Genomic DNA, 20538 nt, shown 5'->3' on the forward strand with positions numbered 1-20538 from the left:
CGGGTGTCGTCCAGCGTGGCGACCTGCACGGCGGCACCGGCCGGATCGGCGCTGGCCGGCGTCAGGGTGTACGGCTTAGCGGCGGCGCGATGAGTGTCCGGGGTGTCGAGCCAGCCAGTGACCACCGCGTGCAGGTGTTCAAGGCGAATACTCGACGGGTCGAGGCCGGGCAGGACGATCTCGAAACGGCTCGGCATCGCGTCACCGGTTCCTCGGCTGGGCGGGATGCACCCGCATCGGCTGATAGGTGCGGGTCGGCTGGTCGACGTACAGCAGGTGGTGCCCGAGGAGGAGCCGCAACCGTTTCGGAGCCGTCCGATCCCGCCTCCCACGGTTCCCATAAGTAACTGCACAGTGACATTTTGCGCAAGGGCTGGATTGCATTTCCATCCGATCGCTGGAAACCGCGTCCGCCCGGCAGCGGAGCGCAACCACCCCGCAGGACTGAATCTCCGATCCGTCGATGTCTCCCCGTAACCGCGACGGCACGATGACCGATGTCCGGTATGGAGGGAGGACCGCGTGGTGTGCTTTCGGTTCGGGGGTGTCGTCGGGTAATGCGGATCGTGGTACTGGCCTGGACACCCGCGTCGCGGTGCTTGCAGTACGTGCCGGTCAACGACGGTGACGGCGGCGGGGTCGAGACGTCGACCGTGGCCGACTGGTACGTGGAGGAGTTCTCGCGACACTGGGGCGACGGCACGCGGCCGCGCCTCGGCTACCTGGAGCGAGACGGCGAGGATTGCCTGGTAGAACTCGGCGCTTGCCGGGTCACTCGGTGCCGCCCGTCGTGGAAGGGCAATCAGGTGCGGCTGGTCGGCGAGGTCGGCGGCCGGCAGGGTGTGATGGCGCAAATGTCCCCGCCAGAGGTCGGGTTACCGGACGACACCGCGGTACTCGACGGGCTCGGCAGCAGCGCTGGCGAGTACCTGCTGTTCGACTCCGGCCAGCCGAAGGGGTGCTGGGTGATCGAGGGCGGGATCACGGCGTGGGCTAGTCGCCGCCAGGCGGCCTTGCAGACGCGCCAAGAGGAGCGGGCCGGTGCACGCGAGCGTGGAAATCAACGGCGCGAGCGTGAGCAGCAACAACTGCGATGGCACGATCCGGAGCGGTTCGTCAATCCGTACACGTTCGTGCCGTTTCCGGAGGACATTGTTCGCTCGCCGCCGTCATGGCACACGAAGTTGGCCGACGATCACCTCTCGGGCACCCTGACGGTGCGGTGGGAACTGACCGCGCCGATGCAGGCGCCGCCGGGCGCGGTTGACGGGCATCGGCTACGGGTTCCGGGCGCGTCGGTGAAGGGGGCGGTCCGCTCACTGCACGAGACCCTCGCCGGCGGGTGCCTGCGCGTGTTGGACGAAACGTTCGTTCCCTCGTACCGGGACCCGGCCCGATCCCCCCAGCAGGAGGCGGCGCTCGCCTCGGACCACGAGCTGACGTTGGCATCGGTGACCGAGGTGACCCACGACGGTCAGCCCTTGTCGGTGCAGGTGGCGTCGCAGGTGGTGTGGGTGCGCGGTCCGCAGTTGCGGGACGTGTACGGAAAGGACCTGCGCACGGGCAGCCGGGTACGTTTCGATGCGCCGGCAACGCCGACGTCGCTGGGCCGCTTCGAGCTGCATCCGGACGCGTCGGTAGACAGAGCCGACGGGTCGGACGAGGAGGCCTGGACGGTGCTGCTGAGCGATCCCAGCGCTCGTCCAACGACGCGCAATGACGGCAGCAAGAGTCAGTACTTTGCGGCATGCGGGCGGCTGACCGGCGATCGCGTCGAGGTGAGCGAATCGGCGTGGCGCACCTACCGCAAGGTCGTGGCCGGTGCCCGCGAGGTCGTGCAGGCACGCTCGGCCGACGTTGAGCCGCCGAGGTGGGTACCGGTCAAATTCGACGGTAAGCCGATCGGCGAGCGCCAACGAGTGACCGGCCGGTTCGCCGTCGGTGATGTGCTGTGGGTGCGGCAGAGGGGCGAGCAGGTCGTCGAATTGCGTCACGCAGTGATCTGGCGGCACCTGGGGGCCGGACCGCTCGGCAAGCGGGTGCCTTCTCACCTGCGGGCTTGCCCGCACGACTTCGACGGCGATGACACGAGTCTGCTGTTGTGTCCCTCGTGCCGGCTGTTCGGGGCAGCGGACACGACGACACGCCCGGATGACGGTCCCGCGCGGCAATGCGCCTACGCCGGGCACGTGCGCTTCGGTGATGCCCTCTCCCCTGCTCCGGTCCAATTGCAGCAGGTCTCGCGTGCCCCGATGGGCGCGCCACGGCCCGGCGCGGGCCAGTTCTATCTCGCGTTGCAGAACACACGTCCCGCGCGGTCCGGACGCTATCCGACCCGCGAGTGGGGCGCCGAGCCTGACCAGAATTCGCTACGACCGGTGCGGGGCCGAAAGTTCTACTGGCACACCGAACCGTCACCGTCGTTCACGTCGAAGCGCCACGAGCGGCGACCTCATCACCGCGCCCAGATGGTCAGCGAGCACCTGCTGGCCCCGCCGGGCACAGTGCTGCACCAGCGGATCACCTTCGACAACCTCGACCAGGCCACCCTCGGCGGGCTGCTGGCCGCGCTGCAGCCCGAAGCCGTGCTACCGGCGGTACACCGTGACGGGCAGGCGCTACCAATTCGGCTGCATCTTGGCGGTGGCCGGCCGCTTGGACTCGGATCGTGCACCGCCACTGTCACCGAGGTCAGGGCGTGGGATGCCGACAGCCGCTACGGCGGCGGCCCGGCTGTCACCCTCGACAGGCCGCAAGCACTCGCCGCGTTCACGGCGTCCTGCCCAGAACCCGTGCGCGACGGATGGCCGGCGCTGGCGTCGGTGCTCTCGGCCGGCAAGGTCAACCCGGCCCGCGTCACCTACCCGCCCGGCGAGAATTGGCCCGAGGACGTCACCGCGGCACGGACACAGCAGTTCGACAAACCGTTCGACTTCTTCACCATGACCAGCGGTATGTATCTGGCCGAGGAGGAGCCACGGCCGTTGCTGCCGTTGCCGGACCCGACGGCCGGCGACCAGAGCCTGCCGATCCTGCGAAAGAAGAAATCCCGGTGAACGGCCCGGCCATGCGGTGGGTGTACGTGAACATCGCCGCGACACGAATCCAGAGCTATCTGAGCAGGACCCCGGACCTCAAGGGGGTACGCGGGGCGTCGGCGTGGTTGGGCGACACGTCATGCCGTGACTCCTCCGCCGCATGGGTCGCGGCGGCTTCCGGAACGGGCGACGGCGACGTCGAGATCAACGCCGAGGCCGGTCAGGCCGACGGCGTGTTCCCGCTGCGGTTCCCGTCGTGCGGTGACGCCACCGCCGACCATCGACGCGCCGCAGCCACCGCCAACGCGGCGCAAACCGCGATCCGCCGACAGTTGCCGGCGGTGCCGCTGGCTGCCGGCTGGGCCACGGGATCGTCGTACGTCGAGGCTTACCCGGATGGTCTGGCCGCTGAGGACGCCCTACCGGTGTCACCCCCGGTCGACGAGATCCCCTTCCTGCAGTCGTGCGCCACCTGCCGCGCCGACCCGGCCGTCACGGACATCGATCTGCACGAGCGGCAAGTCCGGGTGTGCGCCGACTGCGCAGCCCGCTACACCGACCGGTACCGCCAGCCCGGCCTGCGGCAAGCGACCGTTCCCGTCAGCGCCGAAACCCGTCTGCTGCACGCCCTGGACGTGGACGAGACACACACCGCACGGCATTTCGACGCGCTCGCCGCGCTCGGAGCCGCGGACGGGAACCGCAATCACGTGGCAAGCGTGTACATCGACGGCAACAATCTGGGTCGGCTCTTTGAAGCCGCCGCGACCAGCGGCGATACCGAGCTCAAGGCGCGGCTATCCGAGAAGGTTTCCGCAGCCACCCGCGGCGCGTTGATCGACGCCACCCGTACGGTCTGGCCTAGGCCCGATGACCGCGGCGACCAGACCGCCGTACCGGTCATCCCCCACCTGGTGGGCGGCGACGACGTGCTGGTTTCGGTCGTCGCCGACCGGGCGTGGCTGTTCACCACCGCCTACCTTCACTCCTTCCGCGGCCGGATGCAGAAGGTCACCGACCTGCCCGCCGCGGCAACGACGTCCGCATCAGCGGCGATCGTGTTCGCTCACAGCAAGCACCCCTTCCGGCGCAGCGTCGATCTGGCCGCCGAACTGCTGACCCGGGCCAAACGCGAGCACTGCGGCCGTCAACCGGCGATCGCCTGGCTCGATGTCACCCGCGACGGCGACCAGCCAGTGCCGGAACGCCGATCGTGGACGCTGGAGCACGCCGCGACGTTGGACCCGGCGATGCGCGCCCTGAGCGCATTACCCGCCGCGGCGCGCGCCGAATGGGGCCGGCTGTGCGACCCGGACCGGCCGCAGATCTCCGCCGCGCGACTGCGCCGTCACGGACGCCGACTCGAGCGCAGCGACGTCGTCGAACCGCTGCTGGAACACGGTGGCCCCGCCGCCGTCGCCGCCGCGTTGTCGTTGGCCCGGTGGTGGTCGTGACCCTGCGCTTCGCCGTCTGCTTCCACACCCCGTTCCGGGTCGCCGCCGGCCGCGCCGCGAACGGCGCCGACAGCGTCGTCGACCGCGGCGATCTGTTGCCCGCGTCAAGTCTCAAAGGTGTCATGCGCTCCGCCGCCAGAGACCTGCTCCGCCTGCCGGCCACGTTGGTCGATGCCGTCTATGGCACCTCCGGCACACCATGCCCCTGGTCGTGGTCCGACAGCACCCTCACCGGCGACGCCACCTCGGTACGCCGCCGAGCCCGCATCCAGATCGACGACGCGACTCACACCACCGTCGACACTGCCTTGGCCATCGCCGAAGAGGTCCACGCCGCGGACACCACGTTCACCATCGACCGCACCGCCTACCTGTCCCCCGCCGTCCGCGCCCGCCACGAAGCGGTCCTCATCGCGTCCGCCCGTGCTGTCGCCGCCGTCGGCAGCGATCGGCGGCGGGGACTCGGCTGGGTGTCACTGACCCCCCTCGAACCGGCCTGGACAGCGCAGCACGCCGACCAGCTCACGGACCTGCTGCACCCCACGGATGGCCCACGATGACCGCACCCGCGCCCGTCTGCCTGCACATCACCGCCCACGCGGTCCAACGTCTCGCCCTCGGCGTGGCCAGCGAGATCGGCTACTTCACTGACTCCCACCCCTACGTGCCCGGCTCCGTCCTGCGCGGCGCGCTAGCCGCCACCTGGATCGCCGAACACGGTCCCCCAACGTCGCACAACCCTCGGCACGCCGAATTCCAGGAACTGTTCGACGGGGACATCCGCTTCGGTCCGCTGCTGCCCGAGGGCACCACTCGGGCGCCGTTGTCCGTGCGGTTGTGCAAGTACCAGCCGTACCCGCGCTGCGTCGCCACCGCCGTCGACGACGCATTCGACACCGGCACCCATTGCCCGAGCTGTACAGGTCCGCTGCACCGCAGCAGAGGCACCATCACCGGCCCGGCCGCGACGACACGGATCACCCGCACCGAAATCGATCCCGCCACCGGGCGCGCCAAGGACGGCCACCTATACGCCAACGCGGCATTGCCCGCCGGCACCCTTCTGACGGGCGTCATCCACGGCCACCACCCGTGGCTCGCCCAGCCCCACACGATCTGGCTCGGCGGCCGCCGCACCGTCGGTGGTCGCGCCACCGTCACCCCGGTCGGGCACACCCCAGCACAACCACCGCGCCTGCTGCCGCCCGGACAGCTCATCACCGATGGGCGGCTCCTGCTACGCCTTGGCAGCCCTGCCGTCTTCGTCGACACCGCCGGCCGGCCCACCCTCGTACCCCAGCCCGGCATCGACCTACCCGATGGGGTGACCGTCACCCGCGCCTGGACGCGTCCCCTGACCTGGACCGGCTGGCACGCCGCATCCCGGCTACCCAAGCCCGCCGATCTGTGCGCCGCCGCAGGCTCCACCTACATCCTCGACGGCACCAGCGATGCCCTGACTACCTTCGCCGCCCAGGTCCAACGCCACGGCATCGGCCTGCGCCGCGCCGAAGGCCTCGGCACCGCCGACACCGCTACCACGGCGTGGCGGCCGCGCCCAGCCCGCACCGCGCCAACCCTCGCTCACGACCCTGGCATCGACCTGCACGCTGCCATCATGGAGCTCACTCTCACTGCGGACGAACTCCGCTGGCTCACCGCCGTCGTCCACGAAATGCAGATCGAGCAGCACCGCCACGCCGGAGCCCTGCCCGAGTCGCTCGTCGCCGATGTGTTGGACAGACCCGCCGCGGACGTCCTCTCCGGACGGCAGCGGCACACCCTCCTCACCTGCCTGACCGGCGCCGACCCAGAAGCACTGCGCACCCTGTTCATCCTGCTCGACACCGCAGCGCCCGAAGACCCGAGCCCCATGGAACGCGCATGATCACCTTCTTGGTCGCGGACATCACCGTCCACCCTGGTTGGGGCATCGGCGACGCCACCGACGACGACAGCGCCCTCGACCGTGACCTGCTCACCGACGTTCACGGCCGGCCCTGGATACCCGGTTCCGGCCTCGCCGGCTCCCTACGCGCCCACCTGCGCCGCCACGACGCCGACCTGGCCGCCGAACTGATGGGCAGCCCGCCGCCCACCCACGGCGACCATGAACTCACCGCGTCCGACCTTTGGATCCTCGGCACCCGATTCACCCCAGACCCCGAGGAGCCGCTCACCGAGATCGTCGGCCAGACCGGCATCGACCGCGCACGCGGCGCCGCCACCGCCGGTTCCCTGCGACACACCCGCACCGTCACCGCCGGCGGCACACTGACCGCATACCTGCGCTACGACGGCGACCTCAGCGCTCCGGTACTCGCCCTGGTCGCGGCATGGCAGCCGACCATCGGCCGCGACCGCACCGCCGGAAACGGCCGCACCACCCTCACCCGACTCCGCCACGGCACTATCGACCCGGCTACCCCGGACGGACTACGAATCTGGCTGCGCCACACCGGCCCCGACCTGATCGACACCGTCGCCGTCCACGGCCTACCCCCGAACCCCGAACCCACCCCGCCATCCGTCATCGACGTCACCGTGTCCGTCGTCGGCGCCCTGCTCATCGGCGACCCCCGACTCACCGGCCCCGCCGCGACCCGCAGCCGTGCCGGCACACCACTGATCCCCGCGAGCACTTGGAAAGGGCTGTTCCGCTCCCGCACCGAGTACATCCTGCGGTCCATCGGCATCCCGGCCTGCACCACACCGGTCGGCTGCGGCACTTGCCCCACCTGCCACCTCTACGGCCACCCGGAGGGCCGCGGACTGCTCAGGTTCAACGACACCCCGATCACCGACGCCCAAATCCCCGCACCGCGCACCCACAACGGCCTCGACCGTGTCACCGGCGGCACCCGCGCCGGCATCCTGTACCAAACCCAACCCGTCACCGCCGGAACGGTCCGCCTGCGCATCGACGCTCTCACCGACGCCCTTCCCGGCTGGACGACCAACCTGCTCACCCATGTCCTGCGTGACCTGCACGACGGAGTCATCGGCATCGGATCCCGCACCACCCGCGGCTACGGCACGGTCACCGTCACACCACCACCAAACCCGCAACCACTCAAACCCCACGCCATCGAGGACCACGCCCGATGACCGAAGCACCGACCCCGGCCACCGGCACCGCCCACCTGCAAGCACTCGGCCGCATCAGCTGGGAGACCCTCGCCGCCACCCTCACCACCGCGCAGGAAACCGCCTGGGCCGACTACGACGGCTTCCACATCGGTGCGCCACCGACGCAACCGCCGCCGTACAGCCACCTTTGGGCGTGGTCCACCGAGTGGCTCATCCGCGTCCGGCTCGACGCCGGCACCGCCATCGGCGCCGTCCTGCACTTGGCCGAACCCACCACCGGCCATCCCGACCTTCACACCGTGCAATGGACCTTGCACCACACCCGCAGCTGGCCGGACGCCGAAAACCGGGTCGGCCCGCTCAGCCCCGACGTCACCGACCGGACAGTCGAGCTGTACAACATCCACCCTTACCTGTCCGAAGTCCCAACGGCCGCCATCGCGGCGCAGCCGATCTCGTTCGTTCGTGTCCACCCAAAACGATGATCGCAAACGTGATCTTTTGGGATGCGAGCTACGACGGCGCGGGGATACCCCCAAGTCGCGCCAGCTCATAACGGTAGCCGCGCTCGGCACCCAAGGCAGTCCCCTAGACCAACGCTCTGACCTGCAAAGATGCATTACCGGCGAACCGCTGCAAGATCCGAATCTGGACGCATGGTCAAGAATGCTTTGACCTGGGACTTAAGACTCGGGTCGCTCATCACCCCTGGAGGGATCGCAACCCGCACCCGAGCTGCCGGTCTGCGTGTACCGGTCCTGGTCGCTCATCACCCCTGGAGGGATCGCAACTCGTCCATCACGCTCATCGCGTTTCTCCTCTCATCAAGTCGCTCATCACCCCTGGAGGGATCGCAACGGCAGGGGCAGTTCGGTGCCGTCGGGCAGCAGCGCGGGTCGCTCATCACCCCTGGAGGGATCGCAACCCGCCACGTCCAGGGCGACGACGGCGACGACCAGGAGTCGCTCATCACCCCTGGAGGGATCGCAACTGTGACACGTTGCTGGTTGCTGGCCGGCCGCCGGGTCGCTCATCACCCCTGGAGGGATCGCAACGCGTTGACTCGGGTGCGGTGGGTCTCGAACGCGGGTCGCTCATCACCCCTGGAGGGATCGCAACATCTTGTACGCGGTGCCGCCGGCCGCGCCCGAGCTCAAGTCGCTCATCACCCCTGGAGGGATCGCAACGTGTACAGCGGCACCGACATGCCCTGAGCCCTCGCCTGGTCGCTCATCACCCCTGGAGGGATCGCAACGCGTGCAACCGGGATGGCACGGGATCATCACCCGCGGTCGCTCATCACCCCTGGAGGGATCGCAACCGGAGCCCATGCCTTTGAGGCGTTTGGCGAGGGTGAGTCGCTCATCACCCCTGGAGGGATCGCAACACCTGATCCGCGCCACCGACACCGTCCGCGAGGCCGCCCGGGTCGCTCATCACCCCTGGAGGGATCGCAACATGGCCCGCTGGCGCTGCCGGGCCTCGTCGCCCTGTGGTCGCTCATCACCCCTGGAGGGATCGCAACACTCAAAAGCGGCGGCTCACATCCGCCCGCAGCGCCGGGTCGCTCATCACCCCTGGAGGGATCGCAACACGTGATCGGGCACCCGCGCGACGACGACCCCGCCTGGTGGTCGCTCATCACCCTGGAGGGATCGCAACAAGTTCGACAGATGCCACTGCTCGGCGACCGTCTGGTCGCTCATCACCCCTGGAGGGCTCGCAACGGGTGGGCGCTGTTGGTCACGGTGAGGGTGGGTGTGCAGGTCGCTCATCACCCCTGGAGGGATCGCAACGTGATCCGAGTGCGGCGGTCGGCGGAAACGGTTCGTAGGTGCTGGTCGCGCTGTCGAATGTGAACGCGGTCCATTTGTTCTTCTCTGGGGAGGCGAGGCGAGCGCCGAGAGCGACCGCGATGGCCACCGGTCCGCTGAGGAATATGGCGTGGTGCCCCGTCCGGGCGGAGGCGGGCAGCGCAGCGGCACGCCAGGCTTGGCAGGTCTGCTCCACGACGCCGGTGAACGTCTCGCTGTTCTCGGTCAGACAAGCCGTTGTCGTGCGCAGCCTCAGCATGTAGCCGATCCTGTGCTGGCGGCACGCTGCCAGCACCTGGTCGCAGAACTGGTCTCCGAATCCCTGTAGGTCCAGTGCAAGCGCGACCTTGGATTGATCCCCGCCGTCGACTACCTCTAAGCGCTCCAGGATCAACGGCTCAGCAGTCGATTCCATCGCGCGTAGGGACGTCGCGGGAAAGTACGGCGGGGATCCGTCGGCCTGGCGGATGGCGTGCACCGTCACCGCACGCGCGTGGGTGTATCCCAGTCGCGCCCCGAACCAGAAGGCGGCATTCAACGGCATGGTGGGTATGAGGTTGATGCGGGATGCGTCGGGGGTCAGACGCTCCGCCATCATGATCGCCGCAAGCGTTTCGTCTGCCAGCAGATCGATCATGTCTCGATCGCGGGCGCCGTCGCCAGACATTTCGGCGTCCGTCTTCAGCGTGACTGAGCAAATTTCCCGGCTGAACGTCTCGGCCTGCTGATCAAGCTGACGTGCTCGCGCGAGGCCTCTCCGCGAGTCCACCGCGGTAGCTACGATGCCCACCCGCACCTGACGACGGGCTTGACCTCGAAGCCGGAACCCGAGAACAACGAGCCCAAGCCCAACAGCGCACCCTAAAAAGAACCACTGACGCCCAGCGCCGTCGCCCGTCATCAGCGACTTGATCGCTTCGACGCCGAACCCGCCGGCGACGATCCCGCCAACCGTTGTTGCGGCTGTCCCATCGAGCAGCGTCGCCCAGATCCCTTGCCCGCCGCGCGCCGTATTCCTCGACCCGACCACCGTTAGCCGAGGCGAGTCCGTGGTCCCTTGCCGCATTAGATGAGCCGCCTATCGAGTACGAAGGTTTCGCGTGATGCAGGTGCCGGACCCGCAACCGGTCACTTTAGGCGCTCATATCCCCCAAGTGGAAAACCGCTTCTTCTACGCGTGAAATCGCAGCACTCTCGGGTGGAGGCCACCCGTCGTATCGGGCTGCCTACCTACCTACCTACCTGCCTCGCGGCACGCTGGCCTGGTCGTCGTCGACGAGTCGTCGGCCGGCAACAGCAGCAGCAGCGCTCCCGGCCCGGCCGATGCGCAATGGCGTACCGACTCCGCGCCTACGCCCGTACGCCGATATGGATTTTCTCAAGCTGACTGGGTCACTCGATTGAATGAGTACCCTGCCGATCTCGGCTGGCCTGCGCTTCACTGAGGGCATGGCGCGAGCGGTCGTTTCGGCGGCACAGCGGTCTGGGTCATCACGGCTTGAGCTATCGCAATGCTGGGCTGCGGTTCACCGGCCAGGTGCGCGATCTTTCATCACCCCTGCAGGGTTGATCACCGCTTCACGGCTCCCAGCCATCTCACACAAGGAATTCTTTCACTTCCGCAGGAGGACGGCGTGCGCATGGTGGTCGATGTGTCGGCATCCGATGAGGTGTTGCCGTGGAAGTTCGTGCACGGTGTGGCTCACGCGGTTGTCTACCAGCTACTCGCGGACACCTCGCCGGAGGTCTCGAAACATCTTCACGACGGTGGGTGGAGCGGGAGTCCGTTGCGGCCGATCGGTGTCTCGCCGCCGATATTTCGAGACGCGCGGCGCGCCCCGCGTGTGTACATGATGTCGAGCTCTGGCCGGGTGTGGTTCGGATCTCCGGTGCCCGCGTTGGCGGCCGCATTGTTGGCCGCAGTGGCGCAACGGGACCGGTTGCGGTGGGGGCCGGCGACGCTACGAGTCAAGGGCGTCCAGCTCGATGTCGACGGGGAACCGGAAGGGACGGCGGTGTTGTCGACGCAATCTCCGGTGCTGCTCAAGGGTGAGGCGGACCGGTATCTGCTGCCGGGCGACGACGGCTACGCGTCGGCGTTGGTGAGCAACATTCGGCGCAAGGCCGACGTGCTGGGGCTTCCCGACGCGGCGGAGGTCGAGGTGCTGGAGGCGGGACCGCGGCGCCGGTACGAGGTGTCCGGCGGGTGGCGGATCGGCGCGAGCCTGACGGCGCGGGTCACCACGGATCCGCGTCTGCTCTCCGCGTTGCGGGCCTGGGGTCTGGGCTTGGGCAATATTCAGGGGTTCGGGTGGATCCGATGACGGCACCGACCGTCTGGCCGGCGCTCGCGTTGAGTTCCCACCCCCTGCAGCGGGCGGGGGCGTGGGCGGTGGCGGTGATGGCCGGGAGGGAGACACCGGTTGGGGTGTCCGGGCCGGATCTTGACGGGGTGGCGGCGCGCATCGTCGACGATGTGGTGGCGGCGGCGTGCCTGCCGAAATCGGCGGCCAGCCCGGACTGGTGGAAAGTCCTGTTTGCCCAGTATCCGAACGCGAAGCCGACGCATGCCCAGCGTTCCCGCGACCCGGCCCCGATGCGCGCGAGTGTCAGCGCGTTGTTTACCGCCGACCCCGACGGCGCTGCGTTGGTCCCGTGCACGTTCTGCGCCGCCCCGGCAGGGGTGGTGTGGGCGAAGATGCACCTGCCGATGTTCGACTCCACGAAGGCGGTGAACACGCTGCCACCGGCGACCGTGGGCTGGCCGGTGTGTCGCGGGTGCCGAGTGGCCATTTGGGCGCTGCCGTACGGCGCCTGGCTGACCGCTGGGTCGGCGACGGTGCTGATGTGCGCCAGCTCTGTCGTGGAGCGCCGGTTCGCCGCGCGTAACGTCCGGCGTGCGGGGCGGATCCAGCAGGTCGGGTTCGGCGGGGTCGCGGCGGATGCGTGCGCGGAGACGATCACGTTGCTGGCATTGCGGGCGCTGGCAGCGGATGCGCCGGTCGATGCGGTGTTGTGGTCATTCAAGAACGACAACCAGGAGCCTTGGCTGCGGGTCACCGTGGCGCGGCAGGCCGCCGCGCGTCTGCTGGCGCGGATCGACACGCAGCCGGCGCTGCGGCTGGGGTGGACGCGTCTGCGGCGTGCGCTCGGCCGCCGGGACAAGGCCGGCCACGGCAACACCGCCATCGCGCGGACCTTGTTCGACGACGAACAGCGCACCAGCGACAGGCTGATCCGGGCGCTGTTCGCCGAGTTTCGTGACCCTCCGGCCGACCCGTATGTGGTGGACGGTTGGCGGCGGCTGGGTCGTGCCTATCACGAGGAGATGTACGGGATGGACGTCGACCGGCTGGTTCCGGCGCGTGACCTGATCACCGATTGGATCACCGCCGAGCGTAATCCCCGGGGCCGGTTCAACGAGTATGCGAAGGCCGCCGGCAACGCCTTCGAGTTGAACCGGCTGCTCATGCAGGCCAGTGCGCGGCTGCTGCGCGACGGCACCCGTCCCGCCGATGTCAGCGGGGTGACGCCGGCGCTGATGTCCGGCGGCCCGGACGGGTGGCGGTTGCGTGCGCAACTGTTCTTCGAGGTGGTGGCCGAACTGGTGCACCGCGACGCCGCGATCGGTGCCAAGCCCGACCCCGACACACAACCCGACGATGAGCCGATGCTGCTCGACGCCGACGAGGAAGGAGCGTACGCCTGATGGCCTACCTGGCAGGCAAGATCGTGCTCGCGGTGACGGCGGGCGCGCCGAACAACGGCCGGGGTGAGGCGACCACCGGGCGGGTCAAGAAGACCGTGATCCGGCAGCAGACCTATCCGTATGTGTCGGCGCAGGCGTTCCGGCGGTGGCTGCGCGACACGATGACCGATCACGGGTCGCCGTGCTCACCGACCGAACGGGTCGGGAAGAAGGAGAGCAAGGCACAGAAGGCGACCACCGCGGCCGACCCGGTGCGGTACGCCGACGACGACCTGTTCGGCTACATGAAGGCCACGTCGAAGACCGACGACGCGTCGACAACGTTGCGTGACAGCCCGTTCATGTGCGGCACGTTGCTGGCGGTCGAGCCGGCACGCCCGACCGAGGACTTCGGGGTGATGGCCCGCGGCATCGACGAGCCGGTGCTGCATTCCCACGAGTTCTACACCGCTGATCTGGCGGCGCCGTTTCTGCTCGACCTGCCGCGCGTGGGCACGTTCACGCTGCCGCAGGCGCGGGGTGCGGGCAAGGCCAACTACCTGAGCACGGAGGCCGCGCTGCAAGCCTCGGCGGCGATCGAAGCGGGCGCAACGGCAGTGACCTTCCGGGGGCAGAGCGCGGTGCGGCTGCCGTTACCGGCGCGGCGCGAGCGGGCGGCGCTGCTGCTCGATGCGATGGCCGACATCGCCGGCGGCGCCAAGAAAGGGCTGCACTACGGCGACCGGACCCCGGCGCTGGTGATGCTGCTGCCGATGGCCGGCGGGGTCAATCCGTTGGAGTTCGCGATCAGCGGCGCCGAGGACGGCAGCGGTCTGCAGGTCCGCGCCGCGACCTTACGGGCGGAGCTGGACGCGTGGCGGGGTGAGTGGGACGGACCGGTGCACGTCGGCTGGCGCCCAGGCTTCAAGGACGCTACCCGCAAGCAGTTCGAGGCGGACCTGGCCGAAGAGATCGCCGGCGGGCAGGTGCTGGTTGGGCACCCGCGCACCATGTTGCGCACCATGGCCGCCGACCTGCGCGGCGGCGCCCACGACGCCTGGTTCGACGACCCGGCGCGATGAGCGGGCACTGGATCCCGACCTCCGGCGAGGACGGCCTCGACGTCGTCCGGGTCGAGGTGTTCGCGCCGGTCGCCTCGTTCCGAGATCCGATGTTTCCGGGCCTCACCCGCTGCCTGCCCGTCCCCCCGCCGTCGTCGCTGCGCGGCCTCCTGGCCGCCGCGGCTGGAACACCGATGGAGCCGGTAGCGCTGGGCTACAGCGCGGCTGCGGCCGGCGCGGGAATCGACGCGGAGACCTACCACCCGATCGCAGCGGACGGCTCCAACCCGGCGGTGCGGGGCCGGGTCCGGGCGATCAAGGGCGGCACCACCCTCAAGGACCGGCCGTTCCTTACGCACCTGAACGTCACCGCGTGGATCCCCGGTCCTGACGGCGACCGACTCGCCCGGGCACTGCGCCGCCCGGTCTGGCCGCTGCGGCTGGGCCGCTCCCAGGACCTGCTGTACGTGCGGTCGATCCATCGGACCCGCCTACAACCATCTGACGAGGCGAACGTCGGGCACGCCGTAGCCGCACCCGGCGGACACAGCGCAGGTTCGGCGTCGACCGTGCGGCTGGCCGAGACCGTCAGCGCCGACCGCAGCGTCACCGTCTACGGCGACTTCCTATGGAGCCCGACCCCGGTCGGCCGCTGCCCTGTGCGTGGCGCGTGGCACGACGAGGGACAGGCGGTCTGGCTACATGGCGGGCACCGGTGATCAGCCCCGCCGAGCTGCATCTGTTGGACGGAGTGTGGGCCAAATCGATCGAGCAGACCCCCGGCGCCCGGCGCCACCGGCGGGCGGAACGGTTGACCGAGCACAGCCTCGCCACCCGCGACGCCGGACGACATATCGCCGACCGGATCGGCGCCGCCGGGCTACTCGCCCACCGGCCGGGCTTCTGGGCATTGGTCGAGCTGGCCTGCCTGCTGCATGACGCCGGCAAGCTCGCCGAGGGCTTCCAACAGCAGGTGCGGCCCGGCGGCAGGGCGTGGGGTCAGCGCCACGAGGTTCTCTCGCTGGCCTACGTCCAACTGTTCACCGCGTCCCTGCCCCTACCCGACGCCGCGCTGGTCGCGGCCGGGGTGGGCCTGCACCACCGGTGGCTGCGCTCCGACCGCGGCCGGGCCCTGCGCGACCTCTACCCGCCCACCGCCGCCTGGCAGCACATCTTCGGATACGACCCGGACCCGCCACCCGGCGCACCAAAAGGCCGGGTAACGGCGGATCGGCACCGGGCGTTCCTGCGCTGGTGCGCCGCCCAGCTCAGCCGCGCTGTCCCCGACGACTCTGGCCGTCGGCTATGGGAGCGGGCCGCTGAGCAGTTCGCCGCCCTGCGCGCGTTCTGGGAAGAACCCGTCGACGAGACCACCGGGTTGATCGGCGTTCTGCTGCAAGGCGCGGTCACCCTCGCCGACCACTCTGCCTCCGCGCACGTCGCCCTGCACACCCATCAACCCCTGGGACGAGACTTCCTGACCAGGCTGCCCTACCGCCCATACCCGCACCAGCAGACAGCCGGGCGCACCCACGGCCACCTGATCCTCGTCGCGCCCACCGGCACAGGCAAAACCGAATCGGGCCTGGCCTGGGCCGCCCACCAACTAAGCAGCATGCCCGGCCGGCCCCGCGTGGTCTGGACCCTCCCCTATCGGGCGTCGCTCAACGCCGCCGCCGACGTGTTCGCCCGTACCTTGGATCCCGGCCCGGGCGACACCACCGCCGACATCGGCATCCTGCACGGCACCGCCGCATTGGCGGTCCTGGCCGCCGCCGTCGATGACTGCCCGCCCGCACCACCGGCGGGTGGACCGCCAGACCCGCCACGACAAGCCCCGTCAGCCGCCGACGCCCGCCGCGCCGCGAGCCGCGTCGGCGCTATGCGCCTGTTCGCACAACGTTTCCGGGTCAGCAGCGCCTACCAACTGCTGATCGGCGCCATCGCCGGCCCGAAGTACTCCAGCGTCCTCCTCGAACAGGCCAACAGCCTGATCGTCGTGGACGAACTGCACGCCTACGACCCGGACACCTTCGGCCGGCTGTGCGCCGCCATGCAGCTGTGGGAGGAACTCGGGACCCGCGTGGCGATCCTGTCCGCCACGCTTGCCCCGCCCCTGGCTGGCCTGGTCAGAGACAGCCTGCACCGCCCGGTCACCGTCCAACGCGCCCCGGCCGGTGCCGCCCCCGACCGGCACCGGCTGGTGCTGGACGAGCAAGCGATCACCGACCCGGACAGCCTCGCGGTGTTCGCGGCATGGCTACGCGATGGGCACAGCGTGCTGCTGATCGCCAACACCGTGAAGACAGCGCAAACCCTCTACACCGCGCTGGCCAGCGACGCCCAGACCGTCGGCCGTCGGGGCGCCGACGCGGCGATTCTGCTGCACTCCCGGTTCCGCGGCCGCGACCGCGCGGCCATCGAACGGCGGCTACTACGCAGGCACCGCGAACGGCGACCTGGAGAGGCGCCACAGCGCGGTGGCCTGGTGGTCGCCACCCAGACGGTGGAGGTAGCGCTGCGCATCGACCTCGATCGCGGCGCCTCCGAACTGGCCCCGATCGAATCCATCGCCCAACGCGCCGGACGCGTCAACCGGCTCGGCCGCCACCCCGACGGCGTGGTCGAGTACCGAGTACACCGCGGCCCCAGCTCGCTGCCCTACGAGCAGGACGCTCTCGAAGCCGCCTGGAACGCCTTGTGTGCCGCGCCCGGCCCGGTCGTGTCTGAGCACAGCATCGACACCTGGCTCCGGCTGGCCTACGACACCCCGTGGGGCCGCGGATGGGCCGAACGCGCCCGCCGCAGCCGCGACCGCTTCCGCACAGACTTCCTCACCTTCACCGAGCCGTTCACCGACCGCGACGAATTCGCCGAAGGACTCCGCGAAACGTTCGACACCGTCGACGTGCTGCTGGACCGCGATCGCGCCGAATACGAGCAACTGACCACCGGCCCCGACGGGCATGCGCTGCTCGGCGCCGACCTGCTCATCCCCATTACCTACCGGCAATGGCAGGCCGTGCGGACTACCGGAACCGCCGGAGCTGGCGGCCGCATCCCGGTGATCGACGCTCCGTACAGCAGCGAAACCGGCCTTACCTTCTCTCGCGCCCCGCACGCGCAGCCCACCCCACAGGAGACCGTGCTGTGAACGACGACCTGGACGACGACATCGGCGGCGTGCACATCAAGTACCTCGTGCACTGCCGCCGCCAACTCTGGCTCTACAGCCGCGGGTATCGGCCAGAGGCACGCAGCCAGGCGGTCGCCTTCGGTGAAGTGGTCGACGACACCACCTTCGCCCGTCACCACGGCGTCGACCTCGGCTCAGCCAAAATCGACTGGGTCACCCGAGGCGCAGTCGTCCACGAAACCAAATCGTCGCGCAAGCCATCGCCACAACATCAGGCCCAGGTCCTGCACTACTGCCTGCTGCTGTCTCGTCGCGGCGTTACCGTCCGCGAAGCCGTCGTGCACTACCCACTCATCCGCCGCACCATCCGATTCGCCTGGAACGCCATCGCACGACGCACCGCCGAAACCACCGAAGCCGACGCCCGAACCGTCATCGCCACCCAGAAACCTCCGCCTCGGTTGGCCCGACCCGACTGCCGGGCCTGCTCCTACCTCGACTACTGCTGGGGCGACCGATGAGCGCCGCCGGCCGCAGCTACTGGCTGACCGAACCCTGCCGCATCCGTCGGCAGGACCGGAGCATCCGCATCGAACGCGCCGACAACTCCCCCGTCCACATCCCCATCACCGACATCCGCGACCTCGTCGCTTTCGACCACGTCGACGTCAACACCTCGGCCGTGTCGCTGCTGAGCGCGCACAACGTGACCGTCCATCTGCTCGACCACTACGGCAACTACGCCGGCGCCATCACCCCGGCCCTCGACATGTCCTCCGCCCGAGCCCTGCGCGAACAGGTCAACCTGACCGCCGACCCCGAGGCCCGGCTGACCGTCGCACGATCTCTGGTCTCCGCAACCGCGGCGAACGTCTCCTGGGCACTGGCCACCGACCTGCTCGACGGCGCCCGGCAACGACTCCCCGAGCAGATCGCCGCCTGCACTACCACCGCCGACCTGATGGGCATCGAAGGTAACTTCCGGCGCACCAGCTGGGCCTTGCTCGACACCCAGCTAACACCGTGGCTGAGAATCGAAGGCCGCAGCCGTCGCCCACCCTCCAACGCGGGCAACGCCTTCATCAGCTACCTGAACGCCATCACCTACTCACGGGTGCTCACCGCCATCCGATGTACACCCCTGCACCCGGCAATCGGCTTCCTGCACGCCGACACCGATCGCCGCCGCAACACTCTCGCCCTGGACCTCGCCGAGCCGTTCAAGCCGCTATTCGCCGAACGGCTACTCCGCCGGTGCGCTGCTCAGAAAACCCTGACGAAAGCCGACTTCGTCAGCGACGTCGCGAGCGCCTCCCTCAGCCCGGCAGGCCGAAAAAAGATTTCCACGATGATCCGCGACGAACTCGCCACCACCGTCTACCACCGCGCGCTGCGCCGGAAAGTCTCGTACGAGGAACTCATCCACCTGGAGGCCTTGAAAATCGTCCGGCTCTGCCTCGAACGAACCCCCTACAAGCCGTTCCGGCCCTGGTGGTGAACCATGTTCGTGATCCTCGTCTACGACACGGCAGTGGAACGCAACCCCGTCGTACTACGAACCTGCCGGCAGTACCTGCACTGGGTCCAGCGCAGCGTGTTCCAGGGCGAGCTGTCCGTAGCGCAGTACCGCGCACTGGTAAAAACACTGCAAGGCTGCCTGGACCTCAGCTACGACAGCATCCGCATCTACCGCATCGGCACACCCCACCTCATGCAGGTGGACTCGCTCGGCGCCGAACTCGGACATCCCGATTCAGTGCTCTGACCTGCGAAGATGCACTACCGGCGGAATGCTGCAAAATCGAGTCCGAACACCATGGTCAAGAACGCTCTGACCTGCGACTTAAGACTCGGGTCGCTCATCACCCCTGGAGGGATCGCAACGTGGGGTAGCTGCTCATGACGCCTCCTCGCGGGCGAAGGTCGCTCATCACCCCTGGAGGGATCGCAACCGCTGAACTTTGGCAATGTGCTCGGGGCTGGTCCAGTCGCTCATCACCCCTGGAGGGATCGCAACGGGAACGCTTTGTGGAGGCGTCGGCGGATGCGGGCGTGGTCGCTCATCACCCCTGGAGGGATCGCAACTGGGACTTGGGCGCTGAGCACGGTGTCCGCGGTGGTCGCTCATCACCCCTGGAGGGATCGCAACACCGGGTCCGCGCCGCGAAGGCCGCCGCCCGCGTGTCGCTCATCACCCCTGGAGGGATCGCAACAACATCCACAGCAGCAGATCCCGCGCGTCCTCGGGTCGCTCATCACCCCTGGAGGGATCGCAACGGTTGCGCCCAGTCGGGTGCGGCGTGGAACTCGCGGTCGCTCATCACCCCTGGAGGGATCGCAACACCAGCTCGGGCAGCAGCGAGTACTCGACGTCGAGTAGCTGTCGCTCATCACCCCTGGAGGGATCGCAACGCTGCACCCGGGGAATGGCTTGGACCCTCATCGAGGTCGCTCATCACCCCTGGAGGGATCGCAACAGGCGAACCGTGCGGCACCACCACCCCCGGCACCCGGGTCGCTCATCACCCCTGGAGGGATCGCAACGCGTAGTGCTCCACGCTGTCCAGTGGCCAGCTCATCGGTCGCTCATCACCCCTGGAGGGATCGCAACGCGTGCTGCTCGGACCCGGTGGCGGTGTCCACCCCCGGGTCGCTCATCACCCCTGGAGGGATCGCAACACGGTGGAGTGCTCGACGCCGGTGGAGAGGTTGTCGAGTCGCTCATCACCCTGGAGGGATCGCAACCGCAGCAGGATCCGGTCCCCGACGTCGGCGACTTCGACGTCGCCCATCACCCCTGGAGGGACCGCAACCTGGTCACGGCGAACGACACGTCGGCGAAGTGGTTCAGTCGCTCATCACCCCTGGAGGGACCGCAACGCCGTCAGCCGTCGGCCTTGCGCCCGTTGCACGAGTCGCTCATCACCCCCGGGAGGGATCGCAACACTGTGATGGAGGTGGTGGGGTTGAAGATGAGGTCGGGTCGCTCATCACCCCTGGAGGATTGCAACGTGGGTGCATTGTTGGAACGCGAAGCGATGGCGCCGGACCGCTCGTCATCGCTGGAGAGACTGCAACGCGAACACCTCGGTAGCAGCACGTTGCCGGACTTTGCCTCGCATCGCACCGTCGGCGGCTGGCACCTCGCCAGCGGCCTACCCAAACCCACCGAACAGGTCGCCGTCGCCGGCAGCGTCTACCGCCTCCGGTGCAGCAGCCCCCCAACGTCGCAAGCGCTCGCCGCCCTCGCCCACCAC

General features: G+C 69.1%; 17 protein-coding genes and 2 CRISPR repeat arrays. Of the genes, 15 read left to right on the forward strand and 2 right to left on the reverse strand.

What is annotated here, in order from left to right; translation table 11 throughout:
* Positions 1 to 197 (reverse strand): hypothetical protein (locus tag IEY73_RS31145; RefSeq protein WP_189081224.1); only part of this gene is annotated, 197 nt, incomplete at its 3' end.
* A gap of 360 nt (positions 198 to 557) precedes the next feature.
* On the opposite strand from IEY73_RS31145, the gene IEY73_RS31150 reads away from it, so the two are divergent.
* From IEY73_RS31150 to IEY73_RS31175, 6 genes are read left to right on the forward strand one after another with little or no spacing between them, the layout of a single operon-like run.
* Positions 558 to 3056: an RAMP superfamily CRISPR-associated protein gene (locus IEY73_RS31150; RefSeq protein ID WP_189082933.1), complete on the forward strand. Its 2499-nt coding sequence runs from the start codon at positions 558 to 560 to the stop codon at positions 3054 to 3056.
* A complete protein-coding gene (locus IEY73_RS31155; protein ID WP_189082934.1) occupies positions 3053 to 4492 on the forward strand; it encodes a Cas10/Cmr2 second palm domain-containing protein in 1440 nt (479 codons plus the stop codon). The genes IEY73_RS31150 and IEY73_RS31155 overlap by 4 nt, the downstream gene beginning before the upstream one ends.
* Positions 4480 to 5052, forward strand: coding sequence for an RAMP superfamily CRISPR-associated protein (locus tag IEY73_RS31160; protein WP_189082935.1), 573 nt, complete (start codon positions 4480 to 4482; stop codon positions 5050 to 5052). The genes IEY73_RS31155 and IEY73_RS31160 overlap by 13 nt, the downstream gene beginning before the upstream one ends.
* Positions 5049 to 6380, forward strand: coding sequence for an RAMP superfamily CRISPR-associated protein (locus IEY73_RS31165; protein ID WP_189082936.1), 1332 nt, complete (start codon positions 5049 to 5051; stop codon positions 6378 to 6380). Before IEY73_RS31160 ends, IEY73_RS31165 begins: the two co-directional genes overlap by 4 nt.
* Entirely contained in the window at positions 6377 to 7600 is a 1224-nt protein-coding gene (locus IEY73_RS31170) for an RAMP superfamily CRISPR-associated protein (RefSeq protein WP_189082937.1), read from the forward strand. The genes IEY73_RS31165 and IEY73_RS31170 overlap by 4 nt, the downstream gene beginning before the upstream one ends.
* Positions 7597 to 8067, forward strand: a complete 471-nt coding sequence (locus IEY73_RS31175; protein WP_189082938.1) for a hypothetical protein — start codon at positions 7597 to 7599, stop codon at positions 8065 to 8067. The genes IEY73_RS31170 and IEY73_RS31175 overlap by 4 nt, the downstream gene beginning before the upstream one ends.
* Before the next feature lie 209 nt (positions 8068 to 8276).
* Positions 8277 to 9176: direct repeats of the CRISPR family, unit length 30 nt; unit sequence GTCGCTCATCACCCCTGGAGGGATCGCAAC.
* 149 nt (positions 9177 to 9325) lie between these two features.
* Here IEY73_RS31175 and IEY73_RS34465 read toward each other — a convergent pair.
* Positions 9326 to 10426, reverse strand: coding sequence for an SAVED domain-containing protein (locus IEY73_RS34465; RefSeq protein WP_444543392.1), 1101 nt, complete (start codon positions 10424 to 10426; stop codon positions 9326 to 9328).
* Positions 10427 to 11285: 859 nt separating this feature from the next.
* On the opposite strand from IEY73_RS34465, the gene IEY73_RS33955 reads away from it, so the two are divergent.
* The 9 genes from IEY73_RS33955 to IEY73_RS34540 all read left to right on the forward strand — a co-directional run.
* A complete protein-coding gene (locus IEY73_RS33955; protein ID WP_229716327.1) occupies positions 11286 to 11720 on the forward strand; it encodes a CRISPR-associated endoribonuclease Cas6 in 435 nt (144 codons plus the stop codon).
* Positions 11717 to 13105: a hypothetical protein gene (locus tag IEY73_RS31190; RefSeq protein WP_189082940.1), complete on the forward strand. Its 1389-nt coding sequence runs from the start codon at positions 11717 to 11719 to the stop codon at positions 13103 to 13105. Before IEY73_RS33955 ends, IEY73_RS31190 begins: the two co-directional genes overlap by 4 nt.
* Positions 13105 to 14166: a type I-B CRISPR-associated protein Cas7/Cst2/DevR gene (gene cas7i / locus IEY73_RS31195; protein ID WP_189082941.1), complete on the forward strand. Its 1062-nt coding sequence runs from the start codon at positions 13105 to 13107 to the stop codon at positions 14164 to 14166. The genes IEY73_RS31190 and cas7i overlap by 1 nt, the downstream gene beginning before the upstream one ends.
* Positions 14163 to 14864 (forward strand): CRISPR-associated protein Cas5, encoded by a 702-nt coding sequence (gene cas5 / locus IEY73_RS31200; protein ID WP_189082942.1) that lies wholly within the window; start codon positions 14163 to 14165, stop codon positions 14862 to 14864. The genes cas7i and cas5 overlap by 4 nt, the downstream gene beginning before the upstream one ends.
* On the forward strand, positions 14861 to 17299 hold the full coding sequence (cas3, locus tag IEY73_RS31205; protein ID WP_229716328.1) for a CRISPR-associated helicase Cas3': 2439 nt from the start codon (positions 14861 to 14863) through the stop codon (positions 17297 to 17299). Before cas5 ends, cas3 begins: the two co-directional genes overlap by 4 nt.
* A complete protein-coding gene (locus IEY73_RS31210) occupies positions 17296 to 17802 on the forward strand; it encodes a CRISPR-associated protein Cas4 (RefSeq protein ID WP_229716329.1) in 507 nt (168 codons plus the stop codon). The genes cas3 and IEY73_RS31210 overlap by 4 nt, the downstream gene beginning before the upstream one ends.
* On the forward strand, positions 17799 to 18779 hold the full coding sequence (gene cas1b / locus IEY73_RS31215) for a type I-B CRISPR-associated endonuclease Cas1b (RefSeq protein WP_189082944.1): 981 nt from the start codon (positions 17799 to 17801) through the stop codon (positions 18777 to 18779). The genes IEY73_RS31210 and cas1b overlap by 4 nt, the downstream gene beginning before the upstream one ends.
* A 3-nt stretch (positions 18780 to 18782) precedes the next feature.
* Positions 18783 to 19046 carry a CRISPR-associated endonuclease Cas2 gene (gene cas2, locus IEY73_RS31220; RefSeq protein WP_189082945.1) on the forward strand — a complete coding sequence of 88 codons (264 nt, stop codon included), beginning with the start codon at positions 18783 to 18785 and terminating at the stop codon, positions 19044 to 19046.
* A gap of 89 nt (positions 19047 to 19135) precedes the next feature.
* A CRISPR array of direct repeats spans positions 19136 to 19961; the repeat unit is 30 nt; unit sequence GTCGCTCATCACCCCTGGAGGGATCGCAAC.
* 7 nt (positions 19962 to 19968) lie between these two features.
* Positions 19969 to 20538 (forward strand): hypothetical protein (locus IEY73_RS34540; RefSeq protein WP_444543393.1); only part of this gene is annotated, 570 nt, incomplete at its 3' end.

The sequence above is a fragment of the Mangrovihabitans endophyticus genome, from assembly GCF_014646155.1.
Lineage (GTDB): Bacteria > Actinomycetota > Actinomycetes > Mycobacteriales > Micromonosporaceae > Actinoplanes > Actinoplanes endophyticus.